Origin of the sequence: Mycolicibacterium diernhoferi (assembly GCF_019456655.1) — a bacterium.
GTDB classification, from domain to species: domain Bacteria; phylum Actinomycetota; class Actinomycetes; order Mycobacteriales; family Mycobacteriaceae; genus Mycobacterium; species Mycobacterium diernhoferi.
In genome coordinates this window covers 775,246-799,993 of sequence record NZ_CP080332.1, presented here as the reverse complement: position 1 = coordinate 799,993, position 24,748 = coordinate 775,246, and the positions used below count along the sequence as shown (strand labels likewise).

The following is a 24,748-nucleotide window of genomic DNA, read 5'->3' as shown; positions in this document are numbered from 1 at the left end:
GGACGTCCCTATCCTCGGCGGTGTCGTTGGTCGCGGGCCGGGACACCGTTGTCGCCCTCGATCGAGAGCGCGTAGGTACCGACGGCGAACGCCATCGCCGGCCCGGTGATCGACAGCGCGCGGTGGTCCACATTGTCCATCCCGTCGCGCGGGGTCCCGTTCTGGGGATCGAATGCGGCCCCGGCCCGCCCGCCCCAGATCCGGGCCTGGACGGCGCTCTTGAGTTGGGTCGAACCGGTGGTCACCCCGCCCACGGGCACCCCGGCCTTGAGGAACGGGCTGTAGTCGCCGGTGCCGTCCATCGGCATGTCGGCGGGCCGGACCCCGGCCAGGTTGAGGTAGCCGGCCAGCGTCCGCTCGATCCCGGCCGAGCCCTCGGGCGCCTCGCTGGGTTCCGCCGACTGGTCGCCGTCGTAGGTGAAGAAGCCCGCGTTCGTCGAGCCGAGCATGTCGGCGTCCAGGTAGGCGGCGATGTCGTCGAGCTCGCCGGCATCCAGTCCGGAGAGGTATTTGCCGGCGGCCCCGAGACGCTCGGATCCCCAGAAGGCGAACCGCACCGCGTTGCCGATCTGGGATTCCGGACCCAGCGCGTCGGCGATGGCCAGCAGCGCGGCCACCCCGGTTCCGTTGTCGTTGATGCCCGGACTGCGCGGGGCACTGTCCAGGTTCGCACCGGCCACCACGACGTTCGCGGTATCCCCGGTTTTCGTCTGGGCGACGACGTTTCGGGATTTCGCCACGGAGGCCTGCGCATCGAGGGTGAGCCGGACCGGTGCTGTGGTGCGGCGCAGTGCCGCATCGGTGGTGCGGTCGATGACGGCGACCGGCAACGTCAGCTTCTGGTAGTAGCCGGGTTCGAACAGCCCCTCGGTCCCACCCGCACTCACCACCAGCAGGCCGACCGCACCCTTGGCGATCGCGGCATTCTGCTTGGCCACCACCGAGCATTCGGTGTCGTCGACGATCACCAGTGCGCCGCGCACGTCACCGTAGTCGGCGGCCGCACAGCCGGCCGGTTCGCGGGGTCGCAGCGACTCCCCGCGCACCCCACCGCGCGGCGTCCCCGCCAGCGGCGACGCCTGGGTGACGGGATGACTGCGTCCGGCCACCTCCAGGGTCGGTTCGCCCGGGTTGTCCAGGTCCAGCCACTCGAACTCCGGCGTGCTGACCTCGAAGCCCTTGTCCCGCAACGCACCGGCGATGTAGTCGACGGTGGCGTCGTAGCCGGGTGTGCCGACCGCCCGGCTACCCCGGTTGGCGGTCGCGATGGCGCTGAGCTCTTCGAGGTGGGCGTAGATGGCGTCGGCGGTGACCTTCTCGGCCAGCGCCCAGGCCGTGGGCACGGGATCCGGTTCCGGTGGGGCCGAGCAGGACGCCAGCATCAGCGCGGTGACGACGGCGGGCGCGGCGGCCAGCACCCGTTTCATGAACGGGACTGTACGTGCCGGGTGCGGTCTTCGCGCACCGGAACTCCGTTGCGGCCGCTGATGTCCTGTGCGTACAGCGCGGTGGAGTAACCGACTCCGCGGCCGAGGATCTCCAGGGCGGTGCGGTCGATCTGGTCCAGGGTGTCGGTCTTCTTGTGATAGTTGGGGTCGAACGGCTGATCGGCCTTCCCGCCCCACAATTCGGCCTGCTCGGCGGTCATGTTCTCTTCGGCTCCGGAGAACAGCCCGCCGGACGGTATCCCGGCGGCGGTGAAGGCGTCGTAATCGGAGCGGCCGTCGAAACTGGTGTCCCGCGCGGGTTTGCCTGCCGCGTCGAGATAGGCGGCCAGCATCCGTTCGATGCCGGCCGATCCCTCCGGAACCCGGGGTACCCGGCCGTCCGCCGAGGGCGGCGCGGACTGGTTCCCGTCGTAGGTGAAGTAGCCCGGGTTGGGTGAGCCGATCATGTCGTAGTTCAGGTAGAGCGCAATGTCTTTGAGTTCCTCGGCGTCCAGCCTGCCGACGTAGTCGCTGCTGCCGAGCAGGCCCAGCTCCTCAGCGCCCCAGAAGGCGAACCGCACGGCGTTCTCGACGTCGGGCGACGGGCCCATCTGCAGTGCGGTCTCCAGCACCGCGGCCACCCCCGAACCGTTGTCGTTGATCCCCGGCCCCTCGGGCACGCTGTCCAGGTGCGCGCCCACCATGACGACGTTGTCGGTCGACCCGGTCGTGGTCTGGGCGATGACGTTGCTGGTCTTGTCGACGTTGACGCCGGCCTTGAGCTTTATGACGGTCCGGGCGGGGTTGGCCCGCAGCCGGGCGCCTTCGGCCTTGCTGACGCTGACCACCGGGATCTTGACGTCGGTGGTGCTGCCCAGGGTGCCGCCGAACTCCTCGACCGGGCGGTCCACGTTGTCGGCCACGATCAGCGCCACCGCGCCCCGCTTGGCCGCGATCGTCTGTTTGTCGCCGAACTGGCAGGAACCGCGGTCCACCAGGACCACCGCACCCGATACCGGCAACCCCTCGTAGTCGGCGTCGGCGCAACCCGGGGTCTCGTCGACCGGCGCGGCGACCAGCGGGCCGGACACCCCGTCGGGCCCGGTGCCGACCGTGAAGGACAGCGGTTTGGCCGTGACCTCGGTACCACCCACCGTGACGTCGGGTTCCTCGGCGAACGGCAGCCGCACCTCGAACTCCTGGGTGTCGGTTTCGAAGCCCTTGTCACGCAACGTGTTCACCACATAGTCGACGCTGCCCTGATACCCGGGGGTACCCATCGCCCGGTTCCCGCCGTGCTGGTCGGCGATCTCCTGCAGCCGGGTCAGATGGCCCACCATGGCCTCGACGCCGATGCTCTGCCCGATCTGCTCGGCGTACTCCGGCGCCGGCGTGGCCCGGTCCTCTTTCCCGCACCCGCTGACCCCCACGGCGAGGGCGGTCGCGGAGAGCACGGCCACCAGGGACCGGGAACGAAACTGCATGAGCCCCACGGTAGCGGACTCAGGGATCGCGTCGGGCGGTCACGGCGACGGCCGCTGCGAACACCGTCGCCGCGACGGCGGCGAAATAGACCGCCGACCCGACCGGCCCCCACCACATGGAGAAACTCTGCAGCCACGGAATCTCGGTGAAGGCATTGGCATTGGCGAAGGGGAACAGCGGCCCGATCCGCGACCCGACACCGGGCGTCGCTCCGAGCAGCGGTTCGACCACGAACGGCAGCAGTAGCAGGACCGCGATGACCGCGGCGCTGTGCCGCAGCAACGCGCCCAACCCCACTGCCAACAGCGCCGCCAGTGCCGCATACAGCGTGATGGCCGCGACCGTGCGCCACGGGCCACTCTGGTCCAGCGCCAGCTGCGCACCCTGGCGGTCGTCGAGCATCGCACGCACCAGCACCATCGAACCCAGCGACATCGCCGCCGCAAGCAGGCCGGAAAGCGACATCGCCACAACCGCTTTCGCGATGAGTACCCGCGATCGACGGGGTGTGGCCATGAACGTCGTGCGGATCATCGACGTGCGGTACTCCCCGGTCACCGTCAGCGCGGACAGGATCATCAACACCGGCACACCGAACATCGCCACCCCCAGGCCCGCCCGCTCCGGGCCCACGGTGCTGTAGGGCAGCGCGGCCACCGCCTGGATGCCCGCCAGCCCGAGGCTGAGTACCACCACGGTCAGTGCCAGCCACAACGGCGACCGGGTGCTGGTGAGTTTGATGCGTTCGGCGGCGATGGCGTTCATGAGCGCGCCCGGTACTGCACGGTCTGATCGGTCAGGTCCATATAGGCCTCCTCCAGCGAGGCCCGCTGGGCGCTGAGTTCGTGCAGCACGATGCCGTTGGCGGCGGCGAGTTCGCCGACCTGTTCGGTGCTGTGGGTCTCGATCAGCAGAGCGTCACCGTCCCGGCGAGCGCCCGGGAGCAACGCGGCCAGCCGATCCGCCTGCGGGCTGCGGACCCGGACCGTCTCGGCACGGCTCAGGAAGTCCGCCATGGTGGTCGCGGCGATGAGGCGGCCCCGTCCGATCACCACCAGATGGTCGGCGGTGTTCGCCATCTCGGCCAGCAGATGGCTGGACACGAACACGGTGCAACCCTGGCCGGCGAGTTTGCGCATCAATGTCCTGATCCAGCGGATGCCTTCGGGGTCCAGGCCGTTGACCGGTTCGTCGAACAGCAGCACCGGCGGGTCACCGAGCAGCGCCGCCGCGATACCGAGGCGCTGCAACATCCCCAGGGAGAAGGATCCGGCCTGCTTACCCGCGGCCTCGGTGAGACCCACGTCGTCGAGCACCTGATCCACCCTGGCCACCGGGATCCCGTTGGTCGCGGCGATCCAGCGCAGGTGCGACCGTGCGGTGCGATTCGGGTGCACCTGCCGCGCGTCCAGTAGCGCGCCGACGGCACGCAGCGGGTGTTTGTGCTCGTGGTAGCGCAGGCCCGCGACGGTGGCGGTCCCGGCTGTCGGCCGGTCCAGGCCGACGATCATCCGCATCGTGGTGGACTTCCCGGCCCCGTTGGGCCCCAGGAAACCGGTGACCACCCCGGGGGCGATGGTGCAGGTCAGCCCGTCCACGGCGGTGACGCGCCCCGACCCCCGGCCGAAAGTCTTTGTCAGACCGTTCAGTTCGATCACGCGCGGAACTCCGCCACACCGCACTCGGATACCATGAGGTCGGCGACCGCCCGCATGCCGTCGGCGTTGGGGTGCAGTGGCGCGGTGTGCCCGGGGATGGGGACCGGAAATCTGCTCGGCAGGGTCGTCCAGGGCCGCGCCGACCAGGCGTGGTGGGCCCGGCTGGCCTCGGCCGCGCGCACCACACCGCAGCCGGTGGTTCCGGCGGCCGCAGCGGTCAGCCGTTCCAGCTCGGCGGCGATCTCGCGGCCCAGGTCCACGTCGCGGGGCGACAGGGGGGACGCCGTTCCGTGCGGGGGCAGCAGGGTCAGGTAGTCGACGAACATCACCCTGGCCCGGGGGGCGCGTCGCCGGATCTCGCTACCCACCCGCACGAGCTTTTCGGCCACCGCCCGCAGGTCCCGGCGCCGGGCGGCGGGATCGCGCATACCGCGCAGCGGGGGCAGCCAGCGCAACGGGGCGGGCAGCGCGGCGGCACACAGCATCGGCACGTAGCCGACATCGTTGCCGCCGATGGTCACCGTCACCAACGCCTCCGACCCGTCCAGCGCCTCGACCTGCGGCGGCTCACCGTGCTGTGAATCCGTGAGCACGTGCGCGGTGGTGGCGCCGGAATAGGTCACGTCGACGAGGTCCAGACCCAGATCCCGGGCCACCAGATGGGGGTAGTTGCGCGCCGAGCGCATGGCGGCCAGCGGCGACCCCGGCGCCTTCGGGGAGATGCCCGGTCCGGCCGCCATCGACGAGCCGAGCGCCACGTAGCGGGTCACAGCTGCGGGCTGGATGCCTGTGCCCAGAACCGCTTCGGGATGCGCCCGGCGTGCCGGGCCAGGTACCCGGCGGTGACACCGGCCGCCATCGCCGCGGCCATCGCCGCTGGATCGGCGGCCCTGGTCACCGCGGTCGCCAACAACACGGCGTCGCAGCCGAGTTCCATCGCCAGCGCGGCGTCGCTGGCGGTACCGATGCCGGCGTCCAGGATCACCGGCACGTTCGCCTGCTCGACGATCATCTCGATGTGGTGTGGGTTGGCGATCCCCAGCCCGGTGCCGATGGGCGAGCCCAGCGGCATCACCGCCGCGCAGCCGGTGTCCTCCAGCCGGCGCGCGAGCACCGGGTCGTCGTTGGTGTAGGGCAACACCGTGAAACCGTCATCCACCAACTGCTCTGCCGCGCTGACCAATTCGATGGCGTCCGGCAGCAGTGTGCGCTCGTCGGCGATCACTTCCAGCTTCACCCAGTCGGTACCGAGCGCTTCCCGGGCCAGCCGTGCGGTCAGCACCGCCTCGGCGGCGCCCCGGCAACCGGCGGTGTTGGGCAGCGGGGTGATACCCAGCCTGCTGAGCAGATCCAGTACTCCGGTACCGGTTTCGGCGTCGACACGGCGCATCGCGACGGTGGTCAGTTCGGTCCCGGAGGCGATCAGCGCCTCTTCCAGGACCGCCAGATTCGCCGCGCCGCCGGTGCCCATGATCAGCCGGGACCCGAACTCGCGGCCGGCGATGGTCAGCTTGTCCTGGCTAGCCACCCTGCACCGCCGTCACCACTTCCACCCGGGTGCCCCCGGTCAGTTCGGTGTGCCACGACGACCGGGGCAGTACTTCCCAGTCCACCGCCACCGCGATGCCCTTTTCCGGAAAACCCAACCGATCCATCAATTCCTCGACCGTGGTGCCGTCGGGCACCTCGGCTTGCTCCCCGTTGACCAGCAAAATCATGTCGTCCCTCGAAGTCCTGCAAGTTCTCCTGCGATCCGCTCGGCCGTCCACGGTGCGAGCAGAAAACCGTTGCGTCCGTGACCGGTGGCGGCCAGCGTCCGTTCGTCGAGCCTACCGACCAGCGGCAGACCGTCCGGTGACATCGGGCGTAGCCCGGCCGCGCATTCGGCCAGCTCGTACTCCCCCAGCGCCGGCATCACCGCGCACGCGTCGTCGAGCAGGTCGCGCACACCCCGGACCACCGGGGCGGTGTCCCGACCGTGCTCGTATTGGGTGGCGCCGACCACGACCCCGTCGCCGCGCGGCACCAGATAGACCGGCCGGCCGTGCACGCGGGCTCGAACAACCCTGCGCGGCAGCGGCATACAGCCCTTACGCCACCGCAGCCGCAGCACCTCACCCTTGACCGGATGCACCGCCAGCCCCGGCCACAGGGCGGGCGCATCGATTCCGTTGGCGATCACCCGCACGTCAGCGTCCACCGCGGCCAGGTCGGTCACCGGCGGCGCCCACCGCACGCCCAGATCCGTGCAGGCCTGCTCCAGTGCCGAGACCAGCGCCCGGTTGTCGACGGCCAGCTCGGTGTCGGCGGTGAAGCCGTGCCGGATGCCCTGGGCCAGCAGCGGTTCGATCTCGCGGGCGGCCGTGGTCATGGTCACCGGATGCCCCTGCTCGGACAGCCAGTTCGCCACGGTCTTGAGATCCGCGACGTCGGCCCGGTCCACCGCCACCACCAGGGACTCGTGTGCGGTCACCACCTCGGCGGGCAACCCGTCCAGGAATCCGGCGTGCCACAGCTTGAGCGATTCCAGCCCGATGGCCAGCTGGTCGGCCTCCCCCGGCCAGCCCTCGCTGTGCGGGGCGAGCATGCCACCGGCCACCCAGGAGGCACCGTGCTCCTGGGTGCGGTGCACCGTCACCGACCAGCCGTCCTGCGCGGCGCGACGCGCCACCGCCAGACCGATGACGCCGCCGCCGATCACGGCGATTGAGCCAGACACCTTTTCTCCCTCTCCCTTCGCCGGCATGACCCGGATCAGGTTCGACGGTCAGGGCCGGTCGTACGCCCACTCTCAGTCCCCGGTCCCGGGACTCCCGTGTTCGACTGAAAGGATACTCGGGTGTCCGAGCGCCTCGTCGAACGATTGAAGACAGCTTCGCTGTACCTGTGCACCGACGCCCGGCGCGAACGCGGCGACCTGGCCGAGTTCGCCGATGCGGCGCTGGCCGGCGGGGTGGACATCATCCAGCTGCGCGACAAGGGCTCGGCCGGTGAACGGCAGTTCGGCCCGCTGGAGGCCCGTCAGGAACTCGAGGCGCTGGAGGTGCTCGCCGATGCCGCACGCCGGCACGGCGCGCTGCTGGCCGTCAACGACCGCGCCGATCTGGCCCGGGCCGCCGGCGCGGACGTCCTGCACCTCGGCCAGGACGACCTACCGCTGGACATCGCACGGGACATCATCGGCCCCGCCCCGGTGATCGGCCGGTCCACCCACGACGCGGACCAGGTCGCCGCCGCGATCGCCGAGGCGGTGGACTACTTCTGCGTCGGGCCGTGCTGGCCGACGCCGACCAAACCCGGACGCACCGCACCGGGCCTGGACCTGGTCCGCCACACCGCCGCACTGGCGCCGGACAAGCCGTGGTTCGCCATCGGCGGGATCGACGGGCAACGGCTGCCCGAGGTGCTGGCCGCCGGGGCGCGCCGGATCGTGGTGGTGCGCGCGATCACCGCGGCGGAAGACCCCCGGGCCGCGGCGCAGGCGCTCAAGTCGGCTCTCTAGGGGAAAAGCAGCGGCATATCGGCCGTCACGGTGCGCAGCCGGTCCCAGCTGGCGGCGAAACCGGGGTGCAACGGCAGGTCGGCCACCGCGTGCTCGGCCACCCAGCGCAGCTCGGAGCTCTCCCGGTTGGGGGTGGTCGCCAGCTGTTCGGCGGCGTCGGCGATGACGGTGGTGTAGGTCCAGCCCGGCACCTCGTGGGTGACCATGCTGACCCGCACGGTCAGCTGGACCGCTTCCAGTCCGGCTTCCTCGGCAGCTTCCCGGATGGCGGCCTCTTCGACGGATTCGTGGCTGTCCCGGGCGCCGCCCGGCAGCCCCCAGGTGCCGCCCTGGTGACTCCACGGGGCCCGATGCTGCAACAGCACGGCGAAGGTACCGTCGGGACCGGGCGCCCGCAGCAGCAGACCGGCGGCACCGTGGCGCCCCCAGAAGTGGCCGCCGCCGTCCGACATCACCCAACCGTCACCGTCACCGCGCACGGGTTCAGAATAGGGGCTCGCGAATTCCCACACGTCACTCCAATGTCTCTTAGACTTCTTAGAAACGGGAGGAGGTCCGTGCACACGTGACCGTGGAGTTGGCGCACCCGTCCACCGAACCGCTGGCTTCACGTTCGCCGACCAACCCCGTACACCCCCGGTGGTGGTTCCTGTGGACCACCCCGGGACGCATCCTGACCATCGGCGTCGTGCTGTCCGCGCTGGTGATCGCGTGCGCGTTCGCGACGTCGACGACCGTCAACGACCGCCAGGCGGCCCTGACCACGGTGCTCGACCACAGCGAGCCGCTGGCCTTCGCGGCCGGCCAGCTCTACACCACGCTGTCGGTCGCGGATGCCGCCGCGGCGACGGCGTTCATCGCCGGCGCCGAACCGCAGGATGTCCGGCAGCGCTACGAGCAGGCCATCACCGACGCCGCCGTCGCCGTCACCCGGGCCTCCGCCGGGCTGACCACCGAACCGATGATCGAACTGCTGGGCCGGGTGAACGCCGAACTGGCGGTCTACACCGGCCTGGTCGAGACCGCGCGCACCAACAACCGCGCCGGCAATCCGGTGGGTTCGTCATACCTGTCGGAGGCCTCGGCCCTGATGCAGTCCCAGATCCTGCCGAACGCGCAACGGCTCTACGAGGAGACCTCGGCGCGGGTGGACGCCGAGACCACCGCCTCCACCCGCATCCCCGCGCCGGTGATCCTGGTGGTGCTCGCGACCGTCATGTTCGGGCTGTTCGCCAACAAGTGGCTGACCAAGCGGACCCGGCGCCGGGTCAACGTGGGTTTCGTCGCGGGCGGGCTGGCGGTTCTGATTATGGTGGTGTGGGTGGGCACCGCACTCGTCATCTCCACCTCGGACAGTCGCAGCGCCAAAAACACTGCGGCACAATCACTCAAAACCGTGACGACGATGGCGATCACCGCGCAGCAGGCACGTGCCGACGAGACCCTGGCGTTGGTCCGCCGCGGTGACGAAGACGTCCGCAAGCAGTCGTACTACCAGCGCATCGAGAGCATGCAGCAGCAGCTGACCACATTCCTCAACGCCGACACCGACATCGACAAGGAAGAACTCTCCGGTGCCGACGACCTGCTGCGCAAGTGGCGGGCCTCCAACGACCGGATCAATGCCTACATCGCCGTCGGCGACTATCAGGCCGCCACCCAGGTGGCGCTGGGCAGCGGTGAGGACAACTCCACGCCGGCGTTCAGCAGCCTGGACGCCGCGCTGTCCAAGGCGATCGAGCAGAGCCGCGGGCAATTGCGCACCGACATCGTCAACGCCCGCCGGGTGCTGTCCGGGGCGACCTTCGGCGCCGCGGCGCTGAGCATCATCGCCGCGATCGCGGTGGCGCTCGGGTTGTGGCCGAGACTGAGCGAGTACCGATAGTGAAGAAGATCGTGGGTGCTCTGATCGCGGCGGCCGTCCTGGCGGGCTGTCAGCAGGCCTCGACCGTCGACCCGATGCCCGAGGTGACGCTGGCCCCGCCCACCCCGGCCGGGATGGAGGAATCCCCGCCCGAGGCGGTCCCGCCGAAGTTGCCCGACAACGACGACTGCGACCGCACCGCGAGCCTGCGCCCGTTCTCCGACCCCGCCGACGCCGACAAGGCGGTGGAGAACATCCGCAACCGCGGCCGGTTGATCGTCGGGCTCGACATCGGCAGCAACCTGTTCTCCTTCCGGGACCCGATCACCGGTGAGATCACCGGATTCGACGTCGATATCGCCGGCGAGGTGGCCCGTGACATCTTCGGCACCCCGTCCCAGGTGGAGTACCGCATCCTGTCCTCGGCCGACCGGCTCGCGGCGCTGGAGAACAACCAGGTCGACATCGTGGTGAAGACCATGAGCATCACCTGCGAGCGCCGCAAGCAGGTGAACTTCTCCACCGAGTACCTGTCGGCCAACCAGCGCATCCTCGCCCCGCGCGACTCGCAGATCCGGCAGGCCTCGGACCTGTCCGGAAAACGGGTGTGCGCCGTCAAGGGCACCACCTCCCGGATGCGGGTCCAGCAGATCGAACCGCCGGTGAAGCTGGTGGACGTGGTCACCTGGGCGGACTGCCTGGTCGCCCTGCAGCAGCGTCAGGTGGATGCGGTGAGCACCGATGACTCGATCCTGGCCGGACTGGTCAGCCAGGACCCGTATCTGCACATCGTCGGCCCCAGCATGAACCAGGAGCCGTACGGCATCGGGATCAACAAGAACAATCCGGGCCTGGTCCGGTTCGTCAACGGCACGCTGGAGCGCATCCGCCGGGACGGCACCTGGAACACGTTGTACCGCAAGTGGTTGACGGTGCTGGGCCCGACGCCGGCTCCCCCGGTGGCGAGGTACTCCGACTGATGAACGACGAGGCCTGATGACTGAAGATCCGGGAACCCAGCCGGCCAGCCTCGCCGATCTGGAAGACGACGAATCGGTCGCCACCATGCGGCCGATGGCCACCCAGGCCGTGTACCGGCCCGACTTCGACGACACCGACCGCTCGCCGACGCAGTCCACCCAGCCCACCGAGAGCATGATCACCCAGACCCGGCGGCGGTCGACGACCCGCCGGATCGGCGGTGGCCTGGTCGAGGTGCCGCGGGTGCACGAGCGGGATCCGCTGGCCGCGCTGATGACCAATCCGGTGGTGGCCGAGGCGAAGCGGTTCTGCTGGAACTGCGGTCGGCCGGTGGGACGCGCCGACAAGAACGACCCGGAGCACCGGGCCCCGTCGGAGGGGTCCTGCCCGCGCTGCGGCAGCCCGTTCTCCTTCCTGCCGCAGCTCAGCCCGGGCGATCTGGTCGCCGACCAGTACCGCATCAAGGGGTGCATCGCGCACGGCGGCCTGGGCTGGGTCTATCTGGCCTTCGACGCAAACGTCAACGGCCGGCCGGTGGTGCTCAAGGGTCTGGTGCACTCCGGTGACGCGGAGGCCCAGGCCACCGCGATGGCCGAGCGGCAGTTCCTCGCCGAGGTGACGCACCCGGCGATCGTGAAGATCTTCAACTTCGTCGAACATGCGGACAAGCACGGTGAGCCGGTGGGCTACATCGTGATGGAGTACGTCGGCGGCACCTCGCTCAAACAGGCCAGGGGCGTCAAGCTGCCGGTCGCCCAGGCGATCGCCTACATGCTGGAGATCCTGCCCGCCCTGGGTTATCTGCACTCGCTCGGCCTGGTCTACAACGACCTCAAGCCCGAGAACATCATGGTCACCGAGGAACAGCTCAAGCTCATCGACCTGGGCGCGGTGTCCCGCATCAACTCGTTCGGATACCTGTACGGCACACCGGGATACCAGGCTCCCGAGATCGTCCAGACCGGACCGACCGTGCAGACCGACATCTACACCGTCGGCCGCACGCTGGCGGCGCTGACGCTGGATCTGCGGACCCGCAAGGGCCGTTACGTCGACGGGCTGCCCGAGGGCGATCCGGTGCTGGCCAAGTACGACTCGTTCGGCCGGTTGCTGCGCCGCGCCATCGACCCGGATCCGCGGCGACGCTTCGCCAGCGCCGAGGAGATGTCCAGCCAGCTGATGGGTGTGCTGCGCGAGGTGGTCGCGCAGGACACCGGCATGCCGCGCCCGGGCCTGTCCACGGTGTTCAGCCCGCCGCGGTCCACCTTCGGCGTGGAACTGCTGGTGGCGCATACCGACGTCTACCTCGACGGTCAGGTGCACTCGGAGAAGCTGACCGCCCCGGAGATCGTGAAGGCACTGCAGGTCCCGCTGGTCGACCCGGCCGACGTCGGGGCGCCGATCCTGTCGGCCACCGTGCTCAGTCAGCCGGTGCAGACCCTGGATTCGTTGCGTGCCGCGCGGCACGGTGCGCTGGACTCCGAGGGCATCGACCTGTCCGAGTCGGTGGAACTGCCGCTGATGGAGGTCCGCGCGCTGCTGGACCTCGGCGACGTCGCCAAGGCCACCCGCAAGCTCGACGAGCTGGCCGAGCGGGTCGGCTGGCGCTGGCGGCTGGCCTGGTTCCGCGGGGTGGCCGCCCTGCTCACCGCCGACTACGACACCGCCACAAAGTATTTCACCGAGGTGCTGGACACCCTGCCCGGTGAGCTGGCACCCAAGCTGGCGCTGGCGGCGACGGCCGAGCTGGCCGGAACCTCCGACGAACGCCGGTTCTACGAGACGGTGTGGCGCACCGACAACGGTGTCATCTCGGCCGGCTTCGGGCTGGCCCGCGCGCAGTCCGCCGCCGGCGATCGTGACGACGCGGTGCGCACGCTGGACCAGGTGCCGCCCACCTCAAGGCATTTCACGGTGGCCCGACTGACCAGTTCGGTGACGCTGTTGTCCGGCCGGTCCATCAACGAGGTGTCCGAACAGCAGATCCGCAGTGCCGCCCGCCGCGTCGAGGCATTGCCGGAGAGCGAGCCGCGGGTGCTGCAGATCCGGGCCCTGGTGCTGGGCACCGCCATGGACTGGTTGGCCGACAACACCGCCAGCACCAACCACATTCTGGGTTTCCCGTTCACCCAGCACGGTCTGCAACTCGGCGTGGAGGCCTCGCTACGCGGGCTGGCCCGGGTGGCGCCCACCCAGGAACACCGTTACGCGCTGGTCGATCTGGCCAACAGTGTGCGACCGATGAGCACGTTCTGATCCGCTAGATCAGCTCCAGGCAGGCCCGGGCGATGGCCAGTTCCTCGTTGGTGGGGATGACCAGCACGGTGATCGGCGACCCCTCGGCCGAGATGCGTCGCGGCCCACGCTCGGGCGATTCGTTGAGCGTCTCGTCGATCTCGATGCCCAACCCGGTCAGCCCGGTCAGCGCGTCGCGCCGGACCGCGGGGCTGTTCTCACCGACCCCCGCGGTGAAGGTGATGACGTCGGTTTTGCCCAGCACCGCAAGGTATCCGCCGACGTACTTGCGCAGCCGGTGCACATAGACGTCGTAGGCGAGCTTGGCGTGCTCGTCACCGGCGTGGATGAGCTTGCGCAGCTCCCGGAAATCACTCTGCCCGCCGAGACCCAGCACCCCGGAGCGCCGGTTCAGCATGCTCTCGATGTCCTCGATGCTCATCTTCGCCGTGCGCCACAGGTAGGCGATCACCCCCGGATCGATGTCGCCGGACCGGGTGCCCATCACCAACCCCTCCATCGGGGTCAGTCCCATCGAGGTGTCGACCGGGCGGCCGCCGACGATGGCCGATGCCGACGCGCCGTTACCGAGGTGCAGCACAATCTGATTCAGCGATTCCAGTGGTGCGCCCAGGAAGACGGCGGCCTCTTCGCTGACGTACTGATGGGAGGTGCCGTGGAACCCGTAGCGGCGGATGTGCCACTGATCGGCGACCTCGCGGTCGATGGCGTACTCGGAGGCCGCGGGCGGCAGATCGTGGAAGAAGGCGGTGTCGAACACCGCGATGTGCGGCAGATCGGGCAGCACCTTGCGGGCCCCGTTGATGCCGAGGATCGCCGGCGGGTTGTGCAGCGGGGCCAGCGGGGACAGTTCCTCGAGCGTCGAGATCAGCTCGTCGTCGATCACGATGGGGCGGTGGAACCGCCGGCCGCCGTGCACCACCCGATGCCCGACCACCGCGAGGTCCTCGGCGTGCACCCCCTGCGAGGTGACGGCCTCGAAGATCTCCCGGAGGGCGGCCGAATAGTCGGTCACCCCTTCGACGATGCCGGCGCACATTGATTTTCCCGAACCGGGTTCGAGCACCTGATATTTCACCGATGACGAACCGCAGTTCAGCACCAGTACTGCGGTCCCCGTCGTCACCGGCGGGCCGCCTGGATCGCCGTGATCGCCACGGTGTTCACGATGTCCTCCACCAGGGCCCCTCGGGACAGGTCGTTGACGGGCTTGTTGAGACCCTGCAGGACCGGACCGATCGCAATGGCTCCGGCGCTGCGCTGCACCGCCTTGTAGGTGTTGTTGCCGGTGTTGAGGTCCGGGAAGATCAGCACGGTGGCCCGGCCGGCGACCGGCGAATCCGGCATCTTGGTCTCGGCGGTCGTCGGATCCACCGCGGCGTCGTACTGGATGGGGCCCTCCACGAGCAGTTCCGGGTCCCGCTTGCGGACCAATTCCGTTGCCTTCCTGACCTTGTCGACGTCGGCACCGGTGCCCGACGTGCCGGTCGAGTAGGACAGCATGGCCACCCGCGGATCGATACCGAACTGGGCGGCGGTGCGCGCCGACGAGATGGCGATGTCGGCCAGCTCCTCGGCCGTCGGATCCGGCACGATCGCACAGTCGCCGTAGGCGAGCACCCGGTCCGCCAGGCACATCAGGAAGATGCTGGACACCGTGGAGACCCCGGGCTGGGTCTTGATGATCTCGAACGAGGGGCGCACGGTGTGCGCGGTGGTGTGCCTGGCACCCGAGACCATCCCGTCGACCATATCGTTGTGCACCAGCATGGTGCCGAAATAGGAGACGTCGGAGATGGTTTCGCGGGCCTGGTCCAGGGTGATGCCCTTATGGCTGCGCAATTTCGCGTACTGCTCGGCGAACCTGTCACACAGGTCGCTGGTGCGCGGGTCCAGCACGGTGGCCGCGGACAGGTCCACCCCCAGCTCGGCCGCCCGTGACCGCACCGCCGCTTCCTCGCCGAGGATGGTCAGATCGGCCACCCGGTGCGCCAGCAGCCGGCCCGCCGCCCGCAGGATCCGGTCGTCATCACCCTCGGGCAACACGATCCGCTGCACATCGGCGCGCGCCTGGTCGATCAGCTGATAGGTGAACATCTGCGGCGTCGTCACGCTCGGGATCGGAATCGACAGGGTGGCAATCAAATCCGCGACGTCGACATGCTGCTCCATCAACGCCCGCGCGGTGTCGACCTTGCGGTGCGAGTCCACCGTGACCCGCCCCCGCGTGGTCGCGACGGCCCGCGCCGTGTCATAGGTGCCCAGGTCGGTGTTGATGATCGGTAGCCGATTCCCCAGACCCGCCACCAGCCGGGCGACCTCCGGGTGCAGCGGCATCCCGCCGTTGAGGATCACGCAGGACAGGGACGGGAATCCGGCCGCCGCATGGGCCCCCATCACCGCCATCACCACATCGGAGCGATCGCCCGGGGTGATCACGGCCATCCCGTCGCGCAGTCGTTCCAGCACATGCTCGGCGGTCATGCCCGCCACCAGCACGCTCATGGCCTCCCGGATCAGCGACTCTTCGTCGCCACCGGTCAGTTCGCCGCCCACCGCGTCACGCAACTCGGCGACCGACGGGGCCACCAGCAACGGCTCCTCGGGCAGCACGTAGCTCTTGGGCCCCAGATCCGCCAGGGCTGCGGCCACCGCGGTCAACTGGTCGGGTTCGCACCGGTTGGCCACCACCGCGGCGGTGTGCGCATGCTGGGCGGCCAGTTCGGCCAGGCAGACCTCCGCGACATGGGCGACCTCGGCCGGGGTGCGGTCCTTGCCCTTCACCGCGAGCACCACCGGTGCGCCGAGGTTCACCGCGATCCGGGCGTTCATGCTCAGCTCACTGGGCGCCGCCACGTCGGTGTAGTCGCTGCCGACGATGAGCACGGCGTCCGAGCGGTCCGCGACCTTGTGGAACCGCTCCACGATCTCGGCGATGGCCGCCTCGGGGTCCTCGTGCAACTGCTGGTAGCTGACGCCCGCGCAGTCCTGGTAGGACAGCCCCGCGGTGGCCTGGTCGAGCAGCAGTTCCAGGATGTAGTCGCGTTCGCCCCGGGTGATCGGCCGGAACACCGCGACCTTGGCGACCGTGGCTGCCAACTTGTGCAGAATGCCCAGCGCGATGGTCGATTTTCCGGTGTCACCCTCGGGGGAGGCGATGTAGATGGCCGAAGCAGCGTGCGCTGTCACTTGTCCAAGCTTGCCAGTACCGCGGTGAGTTCGGCAATGAAGCGGTCCACGTCGGACATCGAAAACACCAACGGCGGCCTGATCTTGAGGACGTTTCCGTCGGCGCCGCAAACCGAGATCAGCACCCCGCGCTCACGCATCGCGTTGATGATCCACCGGGCCGTTTCGCGGTCCGGCGCACCGGCACCGTCGAGCACCTCCATCCCGATGTAGAGGCCCGCGCCGCGCACCTGCCCGACCCGCGGGTTCCCGGCCGCCAATCGGGTCAGTTCGGCGCGCAGGTCGCCGCCCACCGTGGCCGCGTTCGAGATCAGTCGTTGGTCCTCGATGACGTCGAGGACGGCCGCCGCGGCCGCCATCGACACCGGGTTGCCGCCGAAGGTGTTGAAGTAGGGCACCCGGTCGGCGAATCGGGCCAGCACCTCCGCACGGGCGGCCATCGCCGACACCGGCATGCCGTTGGCCATCGGCTTGCCCATGGTCACCAGATCGGGCACCACCCCGTGCCGGGTGAATCCCCACATGCCGGCCCCGGTCCGGCCGAAGCCCGGTTGCACCTCGTCGGCGATCAGCACACCACCGGCAGCCCGGACCGCGGCCACCGCGGGAGCCAGCACGAACGGGTCGGGGTAGATGCCGTCGGAGGAGAAGATGGTGTCCACCACCAGCGCGCTGACGCCGTGGCCACTGTCCTGCAGGTCGGCGATCGCGGCGGCGATCTCATCCCGTCCCAGTTGGGCAGACACCGTCCGGACGTGCGTACCCACACCGGCGCGGCCACCCATGGACGGCGAAATCGCGGTCACCGCTTCGGTATTGCCGTGATAAGCCTCGTGGGTGACGATCACCCCGGTGGCGCCGGTGTACATCGCCGCGACGCGCAGCGCGAGGTCGTTGGCCTCGGACCCGGTACACGCGTACATCACCTGGTTGATCTCGGCCGGCATGCCGGCCAGCAGTCGCTGCGAGTACTCCACGATGCTCTCGTGCAGGTACCGGGTGTGCGTATTGAGCGTGTTCAGCTGCCTGGTGACCGCATCGATCACGTGCGGGTGGCAGTGCCCGACGCTGGCCACGTTGTTGTAGGCGTCCAGGTACTCGCGCCCGTCGGCGTCGTACAGTTTCGTGCCCTGTCCGCGCACCAGGTGCACCGGCCGCTCGTAGAACAGCCGGTAGGCCGGCCCCAGCACCGTACTGCGGGCCTCGATCAGCGGATCTGCACCCGGACCGCCCTGATAGCTGTTCGAGTCCATGATGTTGGAGAAGGTCACGGGTGCGTCCTATTTGGTCTGGTTCACGCGCCGGACCGGGCGCGGCGCGAGAACCATATTGTTACCCAGTCGGGATTGCCTGGTCAACTCGATGTTTTAGGCAGATCCGCAGCGACCGGGAGTTTTGTTTCCAGTCCGTTAATCTCCGCGATTTGGTCTGCCCGATCGACGGCGATGAGGCACACTGATGGCCATGCCGGGTCTACCAGCCGATCACCTACTGTTCGCGCGCGCCGCGCTGCCCGCCTATGGTTGCCCGGACGACGCCGAGCTCCGCCTGCTCAGCCTGTCCGAGAATGCGACCTACCTGGTGGACGATCGCGAGCCGTTCGTCATCCGGGTACACCGGCCGGGCTATCACTCGCTGCAGGCGATCAAGTCGGAGCTGGCCTGGATGTCGGCGCTGCGTCACGAGACAGGCGTCAAGACACCGGATCTGGTGCGGTCGCGGGCCGGTGAGCAGGTGGTGGCCGCCACCGTCGGAGACCGCGCCCTGCATGTGGACGCGGTCAGCTTCATCCCCGGCTGCACCGCCGAGGAGGCCCCCGAGGCGGTGGGTTTCGAAGCGCTGGGCGAGTTGGCCGCCCAGATGCACGAACATGCAATGTCCTGGACGCAGCCCGCCGAGTTCACCCGCTTCCGCTGGGACATGGACACCATGGTCGGGCCGCAGGGCCGGTGGGGAAACTGGCGCGACGCGGCGGGTCTGACCGAGACCGACACTCGCAGCATCGAGGGCGCACTGAGTGTGATCGCCGACAGGATCACCGAATTCGGCACCGGCCCGGACAGATTCGGTCTGGTGCATGCCGATCTGCGGCTGGCGAACCTGATGGTGGACCCCAGCGCAACCGATCCGGGCATCACCGTCATCGATTTCGACGACTGCGGCTGGTCGTGGCATCTGGCCGATCTGGGCGCGGTGGTGTCCTTCATCGAGGAGACCCCGGCGGCCGAGGAGATCGTCGGGCATTGGCTGCGCGGTTATCAGCGGGTGCGGTCGCTGCCCGGAGATCACCTCGCCCTGGTGCCCACCTTCGTGATGATGCGGCGTATCCAGCTGACCGCCTGGGTCGCCTCCCACGCGGACGCCGATGCGGCTGTCGCCATCGGGCCCGACTTCGTCACCGGCACAGCACGATTGGCCGAGCGGTACCTCAATGACGGTTCATGGTTGACGTGAGGAGAAAGATGTTCGAGCTTACGGATCGCGCGGTGCTCGTCACCGGTGGCAGTAAGGGGATCGGCCGGGGCATCGCATCGGTCTTCGCCCGTGCCGGAGCACATGTCGCGATCGCGGCGCGCTCGGCCGGCGACCTGGACGAGGCGGTCGGCATGCTCGACGCGCTGGGCCCGGGCAAGGTGCTCGGTGTGCCCACCGATATCAGCGACCGCGGATCCTGCGACGAGATGGCGGCGGCGGCCGTCGAGGCGTTCGGCGGCCTGGATGTGCTGTGCGCCAATGCCGGCATCTTTCCGGAGGCCTCGCTGGCGACCATGACCCCCGAGCAGCTCGCCGAGGTGCTCGACGTGAACGTCAAGGGCACGTTCTTCGCGGTCCAGGCCTGCATGGACGCGCTGATCGCCTCGGGCACCGGCCGGGTCGTGCTCACCTCGTCGATCACCGGACCCATCACCGGTTATCCGGGCTGGACCCACTACGGCGCGTCCAAGTCCGCACAGCTCGGCTTCATGCGGACGGCGGCAATCGAATTGGCGCCGCACGGCATCACCGTCAACGCCATCCTGCCCGGCAACATCCTCACCGAAGGACTGGCCGAGATGGGTGAGGACTACCTGGCCGGCATGGCCAGTGCCATCCCGGCGGGCGCGCTGGGGACCCCGGAGGACATCGGGCACCTCGCCGCATTCCTGGCCACCCGCGAGGCCGGCTACATCACCGGGCAGGCCGTCGCCGTGGACGGCGGCCAGGTGCTTCCCGAGTCACCGGACGCGGTCAGACCCTGATCCGGTGGAGGAATCACCCGGCGGGCCGGTCGCCGAGGATGTCCGGCGCCGCATTCTGTCGATGCTGGCCAGTGGGGCGCTGCGGCCCGGATCGCGGCTGGGCACCGAACGGGAGATGGCCGACTCCTTCGCGGTGTCACGGTCCACGCTGCGCAGTGCACTGCTGCCACTGAGTCAGGCCGGGGTGCTGGAACGGCGGACCGGGCGGGCCGGGGGCACCTTCATCCGTGCCGACGTGGTGCAACGCAATGCCGCCGAACAGTCCGGTCTGCCGGCGCGGCTGCACAGCACCGGGCACACCAGCGCCACCACGGTGCTGGCCGCCGATCACCGCCCGGCCACCCCGGCCGAGGCGGCGGCGCTCGAAGTCCCGGACGGCACACCGATATTCGCGATCCGCAGGCTGCGGTATGCCGACGGCGTGCCGTTGTCGGTGGACCTGTCCTGCTTCGTCGCGGCCCGCACGGCCGACCTGCTGGAGCAGCCGCTGGACGGATCGATCTACGAATTGCTGCGCGAACGGTACGGACTACAGCCCGACTACACCACCGAGACCATCGAGGTGGTCAGCGCGAGTCCGCGGGAGGCGGACTGGCTGCAGATCGCCCAACGCCAGCCGCTGCTGGCGATCACCCGGGTGACGCGGGACAGCGCGGGACGTCCGTACGAGCACGCCTACGACCTGTTCCGCGCCGACCGGGTCCGGCTGACCGCCACCAGCAGCGGCGCCGGCGTCAGCCCAGTTTCCGCAGCCGTGGTTCCAGATCGGACTTGAACAGCTGCAGGAAGCGGCGCTGGTCATGCCCGGGGGCATGGAACACCAGATGGTTCAGACCCCACTTGACGTAATCGGCCACCTTCTCCACCGCCTCGTCGGGATCCGACGCCACGATCCAGCGCTTGGCCACCTGCTCGATCGGCAACGCATCGGCAGCCTTCTCCATCTCGATCGGATCATCGATGGAATGCTTCTGCTCCGCGGTCAACGACAACGGCGCCCAGAACCGGGTGTTCTCCAACGCCAACTCCGGATCGGTGTCATAGGAGATCTTGATCTCGATCATCCGGTCCACATCCTCGGGATTCTTGCCCGCCGCCTCCGCACCCTCCCGCATCGCCGGCATCAGCTTGTCCTTGTAGAGCTCCTCGCCCTTGCCCGAGGTGCAGATGAACCCGTCCCCGGCCCGCCCGGCGTACTTGGCCACCTGCGGCCCACCGGCGGCGATGTAGATCGGGATACCACCAGAAGGCACGTCATAGATCGAGGCGCCCTTGGTCTTGTAGTACTCGCCGTCGAAATCCACCCGGTCCCCGAGCCACAACTCACGCATCAACCGCACCGCCTCACGCAGCCGGGCATAGCGTTCCTTGAACTCCGGCCACTCGCCCTCGTAGCCGGTGGCGATCTCATTGAGCGCCTCACCGGTACCGATACCCAAAAAGATCCGGTCCGGGTACAGGCACCCCATGGTCGCGAACGCCTGCGCGATCACCGCCGGGTTGTACCGGAACGTCGGCGTCAGCACCGAGGTCCCCAGCTGCAGCCGCTTGGTGCGCTCCCCCACCGCGGTCATCCAGGCCAGCGAGAACGGCGCATGCCCACCCTCATGCCGCCACGGCTGGAAGTGATCACTCACCGTCGCGCTGTCCATGCCGTGCGCCTCAGCCTCCACGGCCAATTCCACGAGTTCACGCGGCGCGAACTGCTCCGCCGACGCCTTGTATCCCAGTTTCAGTTCAGCCACGTCTACGTTTCTACTCTCTCGCTAGGCTCGCGGACATGGCAGTCTCCCTCACCGCGATCACCGACACTGTCCATTTCGCCAGGACCGACCTGGTCAATTGGACGCTGGTGACCGATGGCCAGGGCGTCCTGCTGATCGACGCCGGATATCCCGGACACCGCGACGACGTCCTCGCCACGGTCCGCCGATTGGGCTTCGGACCCGCCGACGTGCGCGCCATCCTGCTGACCCATGCTCATGTGGATCACCTGGGTTCGGCCATCTGGTTCGCGAAAACCCATGGCACGCCGGTGTATACGCACGCGGCCGAAGTCGGGCACGCACAGCGGCGGTATCTCGAGCAGGCGTCCCCGGTCGACGTGCTCTCGCGCGCCTGGCAACCGCGCTATCTCACCTGGTCGCTCGCCCTGCTCCGCCACGGTGGACTGACCCATGAGGGGATCCCGACGACGGAGGCACTCGATGAGGACATCGCGGCGGGGCTGCCCGGCGCGCCGGTGGCGGTCCCGTCCCCGGGACATACCGGCGGGCACTGCTGCTATCTGGTGGACGGCGTCCTCGTCGCCGGCGACGCGCTGGTCACCGGGCATCCGCTGAGCACCCGGCGCGGCCCGCAACTGCTGCCGTCGATCTTCAACCACGATCAGGGTGGCTGCGTGCGCAGCCTGGCCGCGCTCGGCCTGCTCGACACCGACGTGTTGTTGCCCGGGCACGGCCCGGTCTGGCGGGGTCCGATACGCGAGGCCGCCGAACTGGCCGGCCGATAGTGGTCATCCGATGAGGGTGTAGCCGAAGAGGAAGACCGCCGTCACCACCAGCCCGCATGCCAGCACGATCGTGGGCATCAGGATCTTCTCGTCGAGTTCGGCATCGTCGGCCGTGTCGTTGCGGCGGGCCAGCAGGGTGCGCAGCCCGACACCGGCCAGGACGACGACCACGGCGCCCAGCAGGAGCGCGCCGACCAAGAGCAGAGGCACGGCCTCAGCCTAGGCGACGTCAGGCGGCCCAGACCTTGGCGATGAGTTCGTGTGAGCGCAGCCGGTCGGCATGACGGTGGGCCACCGAGGTGATGACGAGTTCGTCGGCGCCGGTGAGCCGTTGCAGTGCGGCCAGCCGATCGGCCACCTCGTCGGGCGCCCCGACGAACTGGGTTTCGGTACGGTCCCGCACAATCTCCTGCTGCTCGGGCGTCAACGGCGTCACGGTGTCCGGGTCCGGGTAGGGCTGTGCACCCCCGCCGACCCGGATGGAATGCACCCAGTGCCCGAAGCTGGAGGCCAGGTGCCGCGCGGTAGCGGTGTCGTCGGCGGCCAGGACATCGGCCGACACCACCACGTACGGTTCGGGCAAGTGCGCAGAAGGCTCAAAGGCATTGCGGTACACCTCGATTGCCTCCAGCGACGTCGCCGGTGCGATGTGATACGCCGCGACGAACGGCAATCCGAGCGCACCGGCCACGCGTGCGCTCTGGCCCTTGCTGCTGCCGAAGATCCACGGCCGCAACGCGGTCCCCTCCCCCGGGGTGGCGTGCGCCTCGTATCCGTCGACCCGGTAACGGCCCTCCAGCAGTGCGATGATGTCGGCGACCTGATCACCGAAATCGGGTGCCACGGCCTCGGGCTGCTGCAGGGTCGACATGACGGCCTGCAGCCGTGGATTGCGCAGTTGCGCACCGATGTCGTACGGGGCGGGAACGACCACGCCGTCCCGTTCATGCCAAAAGCGAACCGTGCGAGGCTTGCCGGGACGAACACGGCGGGCCTCGCTGCGGCGCTGTCCGGAGCGGCCCACACCCAGATCGATGCGGCCCGGGTAGAAGGCGTCCAACGTCGCGAAGCTCTCCACGACCGCGATGGCGGTGGTGTGCCCGAGTTGCACCGCGCCGGCGCCGACCGCGATGGTGTCGGTGGCGGCCGCGATCTGGCCGATGAGCACCGCCGGGGAGGCGCTGGCCACCGCGGAGTAGTGGTGCTCGGCCACCCAGTAGCGGCGATAGCCCCACCGTTCGGCGTGCCGGGCGAGGTCGACGGTGTTGCGCAGGGCGGTGACCGCGTCGCCACCCGCGGGAACCGGGGCGAGGTCGAGGACCGACAGCGCAACACTCACGTCAGCACCTTCTGGAAGGCGATCGGGAAGACGTCACGTTGTTCTCCCCCGTCGCTTCGCTCGCCCTGCTCGGCGGGCAGCGAGTCGGTCAGCCGGGTGTAGCCCGCCGATTCGTAGAGCGCCTCGGCCTCGGGTTGGCGGTCCCCGGTGGTCAGGTACACACGCCGGTATCCGCGCTCGGCGGCCAGTGCTTCCAGTTCGGCCAGCAGCGCCGTGGCGTACCCGCGCTGTCGATGCCCGCTGGCGGTCCAGATCCGCTTGAGCTCGGCGGTGTCGGCGTCGAACCGCTGGAACGCCCCGCCGGTCACCGGCACACCGTCGAGCAACCCGATCAGCAGCGCACCATCGGGTTCGGCGAATTCGTGGGCGGGATGGGACCGCAGCCAGGCCGCGGTGCCCTCCTCGGTGACGCTGTAGCGGCTGGAGTATTCGACGGCCAGTTCGGCCAGCAGGGGTTCGGCCAGTGGGTCGTCCCGGCCCACCGCCACGAAGCGCACTGACTCCACCTGCGATCCGGTCATCACTTCAATGTCTAACGCGCCGGCCGGTCGCGCATTCCGGCAGGGGGTATTCACTCGCGGTGATCTGAAGAATCGGCAGGTCGATTGCTAGCGTCATGCCATGCGCATCGTGGCGGCCATCGTGTGGGTGTCCGGGCTGCTGATCTGCGGCCTGACCGCCTGCACGCCGGCCGCCACCCCGGATCGCGACGGCACCTGCAGCCTCGGTGCACTGCCTCCGGAGGCCGCCGCCACCGTCGAACTCATCGAGGCGGGCGGGCCGTTCCCGCACCCGCGCAGCGACGGGACGCGCTTCGGCAACTACGAGGGCCGGCTGCCGGAGCGCGACCGTGACCACTACCGCGAATACACCGTGCCCACGCCGGGCCTGGGGCACCGTGGGACCCGGCGCATCGTCACCGGCGGCGACCCGCCGGATTTCTACTACACCGACGACCACTACGAATCCTTCTGTCTGATCGGAGACGCATGAAGACGTACCGGATCGACGGTGCCCGGATCGGGTCGGCCGCGGACCTGTTCACCGAGATCGGGCGGGCGGTCAACGGGGACGGCGGCTACTTCGGCGCGAATCTGGACGCGCTCGCGGACTGTCTACGCGGTGGTTTCGGCACCCCCGCCGACGGCGGCTTCCGGTTCGTGATGACCGATTATAGGCAGGTCAAGGAGGCCGTGGGGGCGCGGACGTGGGGCACTCTGGTGCAGATCTTCGCCGACGAAGGGGTGGACCTGTGGCTCCGCAACTCGCCCCTTCCGGAAGAAACTTGACACGTGT

General features: G+C 69.2%; 26 protein-coding genes and 1 riboswitch. Of the genes, 10 read left to right on the top strand and 16 right to left on the bottom strand.

Annotated features, from left to right (window positions below; translation table 11 throughout):
* Positions 1 to 8 precede the first annotated feature (8 nt).
* The 8 genes from K0O62_RS03760 to thiO form a co-directional block, all read right to left on the bottom strand.
* Complete coding sequence (locus K0O62_RS03760; protein ID WP_073859691.1) at positions 9 to 1,427, bottom strand: M28 family peptidase; 1,419 nt, start codon at positions 1,425 to 1,427, stop codon at positions 9 to 11.
* Positions 1,424 to 2,911 carry a M28 family metallopeptidase gene (locus K0O62_RS03755; protein WP_073859690.1) on the bottom strand — a complete coding sequence of 496 codons (1,488 nt, stop codon included), beginning with the start codon at positions 2,909 to 2,911 and terminating at the stop codon, positions 1,424 to 1,426. Before K0O62_RS03755 ends, K0O62_RS03760 begins: the two co-directional genes overlap by 4 nt.
* A gap of 19 nt (positions 2,912 to 2,930) precedes the next feature.
* Entirely contained in the window at positions 2,931 to 3,677 is a 747-nt protein-coding gene (locus tag K0O62_RS03750) for an ABC transporter permease (RefSeq protein WP_073859689.1), read from the bottom strand.
* Positions 3,674 to 4,570 carry an ABC transporter ATP-binding protein gene (locus K0O62_RS03745; protein WP_073859688.1) on the bottom strand — a complete coding sequence of 299 codons (897 nt, stop codon included), beginning with the start codon at positions 4,568 to 4,570 and terminating at the stop codon, positions 3,674 to 3,676. The genes K0O62_RS03750 and K0O62_RS03745 overlap by 4 nt, the downstream gene beginning before the upstream one ends.
* The gene (locus tag K0O62_RS03740) at positions 4,567 to 5,340 is read right to left on the bottom strand and encodes an SGNH/GDSL hydrolase family protein (protein WP_073859687.1); all 774 of its coding nucleotides are present in this window, start codon (positions 5,338 to 5,340) and stop codon (positions 4,567 to 4,569) included. The genes K0O62_RS03745 and K0O62_RS03740 overlap by 4 nt, the downstream gene beginning before the upstream one ends.
* The gene (locus K0O62_RS03735; RefSeq protein ID WP_073859686.1) at positions 5,337 to 6,098 is read right to left on the bottom strand and encodes a thiazole synthase; all 762 of its coding nucleotides are present in this window, start codon (positions 6,096 to 6,098) and stop codon (positions 5,337 to 5,339) included. Before K0O62_RS03735 ends, K0O62_RS03740 begins: the two co-directional genes overlap by 4 nt.
* The gene (thiS, locus tag K0O62_RS03730) at positions 6,091 to 6,288 is read right to left on the bottom strand and encodes a sulfur carrier protein ThiS (RefSeq protein WP_073859685.1); all 198 of its coding nucleotides are present in this window, start codon (positions 6,286 to 6,288) and stop codon (positions 6,091 to 6,093) included. Before thiS ends, K0O62_RS03735 begins: the two co-directional genes overlap by 8 nt.
* A complete protein-coding gene (gene thiO, locus K0O62_RS03725; protein WP_165637068.1) occupies positions 6,285 to 7,316 on the bottom strand; it encodes a glycine oxidase ThiO in 1,032 nt (343 codons plus the stop codon). Before thiO ends, thiS begins: the two co-directional genes overlap by 4 nt.
* Positions 7,285 to 7,397, bottom strand: a riboswitch (TPP riboswitch). Its footprint overlaps the gene before it by 32 nt.
* Before the next feature lie 12 nt (positions 7,398 to 7,409).
* Here thiO and thiE point away from each other — a divergent pair.
* Positions 7,410 to 8,072: a thiamine phosphate synthase gene (gene thiE, locus K0O62_RS03720; RefSeq protein ID WP_073859683.1), complete on the top strand. Its 663-nt coding sequence runs from the start codon at positions 7,410 to 7,412 to the stop codon at positions 8,070 to 8,072.
* Here thiE and K0O62_RS03715 read toward each other — a convergent pair.
* Positions 8,069 to 8,551 (bottom strand): NUDIX domain-containing protein, encoded by a 483-nt coding sequence (locus tag K0O62_RS03715; protein ID WP_073859682.1) that lies wholly within the window; start codon positions 8,549 to 8,551, stop codon positions 8,069 to 8,071. The two genes, thiE and K0O62_RS03715, sit on opposite strands and share 4 nt — an antisense overlap.
* Positions 8,552 to 8,637: 86 nt before the next feature.
* Between K0O62_RS03715 and glnX the strand changes: the two genes are divergently transcribed.
* From glnX to K0O62_RS03700, 3 genes are read left to right on the top strand one after another with little or no spacing between them, the layout of a single operon-like run.
* Positions 8,638 to 9,957: a protein kinase G-activating protein GlnX gene (gene glnX / locus K0O62_RS03710; protein ID WP_073859681.1), complete on the top strand. Its 1,320-nt coding sequence runs from the start codon at positions 8,638 to 8,640 to the stop codon at positions 9,955 to 9,957.
* Between the two features lie 20 nt (positions 9,958 to 9,977).
* Entirely contained in the window at positions 9,978 to 10,916 is a 939-nt protein-coding gene (locus tag K0O62_RS03705; RefSeq protein ID WP_276036190.1) for a glutamate ABC transporter substrate-binding protein, read from the top strand.
* 16 nt (positions 10,917 to 10,932) lie between these two features.
* Positions 10,933 to 13,173, top strand: a complete 2,241-nt coding sequence (locus K0O62_RS03700; RefSeq protein WP_073859679.1) for a serine/threonine-protein kinase PknG — start codon at positions 10,933 to 10,935, stop codon at positions 13,171 to 13,173.
* 4 nt (positions 13,174 to 13,177) lie between these two features.
* Here K0O62_RS03700 and K0O62_RS03695 read toward each other — a convergent pair whose 3' ends face one another.
* From K0O62_RS03695 to K0O62_RS03685, 3 genes are read right to left on the bottom strand one after another with little or no spacing between them, the layout of a single operon-like run.
* Positions 13,178 to 14,299: an acetate kinase gene (locus K0O62_RS03695; protein ID WP_073859678.1), complete on the bottom strand. Its 1,122-nt coding sequence runs from the start codon at positions 14,297 to 14,299 to the stop codon at positions 13,178 to 13,180.
* The gene (pta, locus tag K0O62_RS03690; RefSeq protein ID WP_073859677.1) at positions 14,296 to 16,362 is read right to left on the bottom strand and encodes a phosphate acetyltransferase; all 2,067 of its coding nucleotides are present in this window, start codon (positions 16,360 to 16,362) and stop codon (positions 14,296 to 14,298) included. Before pta ends, K0O62_RS03695 begins: the two co-directional genes overlap by 4 nt.
* Positions 16,359 to 17,633: an aspartate aminotransferase family protein gene (locus K0O62_RS03685; RefSeq protein WP_073859676.1), complete on the bottom strand. Its 1,275-nt coding sequence runs from the start codon at positions 17,631 to 17,633 to the stop codon at positions 16,359 to 16,361. Before K0O62_RS03685 ends, pta begins: the two co-directional genes overlap by 4 nt.
* Before the next feature lie 193 nt (positions 17,634 to 17,826).
* Here K0O62_RS03685 and K0O62_RS03680 point away from each other — a divergent pair, with 193 nt between their 5' ends.
* Genes K0O62_RS03680 through K0O62_RS03670 form a run of 3 tightly spaced genes read left to right on the top strand, consistent with a single transcriptional unit; the run spans position 17,827 to position 20,376 of the window.
* On the top strand, positions 17,827 to 18,816 hold the full coding sequence (locus K0O62_RS03680) for a phosphotransferase enzyme family protein (RefSeq protein WP_073859700.1): 990 nt from the start codon (positions 17,827 to 17,829) through the stop codon (positions 18,814 to 18,816).
* Between the two features lie 8 nt (positions 18,817 to 18,824).
* On the top strand, positions 18,825 to 19,601 hold the full coding sequence (gene fabG / locus K0O62_RS03675; protein ID WP_073859675.1) for a 3-oxoacyl-ACP reductase FabG: 777 nt from the start codon (positions 18,825 to 18,827) through the stop codon (positions 19,599 to 19,601).
* A 4-nt stretch (positions 19,602 to 19,605) separates the two neighbouring features.
* Positions 19,606 to 20,376: a GntR family transcriptional regulator gene (locus K0O62_RS03670; RefSeq protein WP_073859674.1), complete on the top strand. Its 771-nt coding sequence runs from the start codon at positions 19,606 to 19,608 to the stop codon at positions 20,374 to 20,376.
* Here K0O62_RS03670 and fgd read toward each other — a convergent pair.
* Positions 20,336 to 21,346: a glucose-6-phosphate dehydrogenase (coenzyme-F420) gene (gene fgd / locus K0O62_RS03665; RefSeq protein ID WP_220045490.1), complete on the bottom strand. Its 1,011-nt coding sequence runs from the start codon at positions 21,344 to 21,346 to the stop codon at positions 20,336 to 20,338. The genes K0O62_RS03670 and fgd overlap by 41 nt on opposite strands.
* A gap of 35 nt (positions 21,347 to 21,381) precedes the next feature.
* On the opposite strand from fgd, the gene K0O62_RS03660 reads away from it, so the two are divergent.
* Entirely contained in the window at positions 21,382 to 22,113 is a 732-nt protein-coding gene (locus tag K0O62_RS03660) for an MBL fold metallo-hydrolase (RefSeq protein ID WP_073855731.1), read from the top strand.
* Positions 22,114 to 22,116: 3 nt separating this feature from the next.
* Here K0O62_RS03660 and K0O62_RS03655 read toward each other — a convergent pair whose 3' ends face one another.
* Genes K0O62_RS03655 through K0O62_RS03645 form a run of 3 tightly spaced genes read right to left on the bottom strand, consistent with a single transcriptional unit; the run spans position 22,117 to position 23,973 of the window.
* Positions 22,117 to 22,323, bottom strand: coding sequence for a hypothetical protein (locus tag K0O62_RS03655; RefSeq protein ID WP_073855730.1), 207 nt, complete (start codon positions 22,321 to 22,323; stop codon positions 22,117 to 22,119).
* A gap of 19 nt (positions 22,324 to 22,342) precedes the next feature.
* Positions 22,343 to 23,452: an LLM class flavin-dependent oxidoreductase gene (locus tag K0O62_RS03650; protein ID WP_073855729.1), complete on the bottom strand. Its 1,110-nt coding sequence runs from the start codon at positions 23,450 to 23,452 to the stop codon at positions 22,343 to 22,345.
* Positions 23,449 to 23,973 carry a GNAT family N-acetyltransferase gene (locus K0O62_RS03645; RefSeq protein WP_073855727.1) on the bottom strand — a complete coding sequence of 175 codons (525 nt, stop codon included), beginning with the start codon at positions 23,971 to 23,973 and terminating at the stop codon, positions 23,449 to 23,451. Before K0O62_RS03645 ends, K0O62_RS03650 begins: the two co-directional genes overlap by 4 nt.
* Before the next feature lie 100 nt (positions 23,974 to 24,073).
* On the opposite strand from K0O62_RS03645, the gene K0O62_RS03640 reads away from it, so the two are divergent.
* The gene (locus tag K0O62_RS03640; RefSeq protein WP_079244374.1) at positions 24,074 to 24,445 is read left to right on the top strand and encodes a guanyl-specific ribonuclease; all 372 of its coding nucleotides are present in this window, start codon (positions 24,074 to 24,076) and stop codon (positions 24,443 to 24,445) included.
* On the top strand, positions 24,442 to 24,741 hold the full coding sequence (locus K0O62_RS03635) for a barstar family protein (protein WP_073855726.1): 300 nt from the start codon (positions 24,442 to 24,444) through the stop codon (positions 24,739 to 24,741). The genes K0O62_RS03640 and K0O62_RS03635 overlap by 4 nt, the downstream gene beginning before the upstream one ends.
* The last annotated feature ends 7 nt before the right edge of the window (positions 24,742 to 24,748 follow it).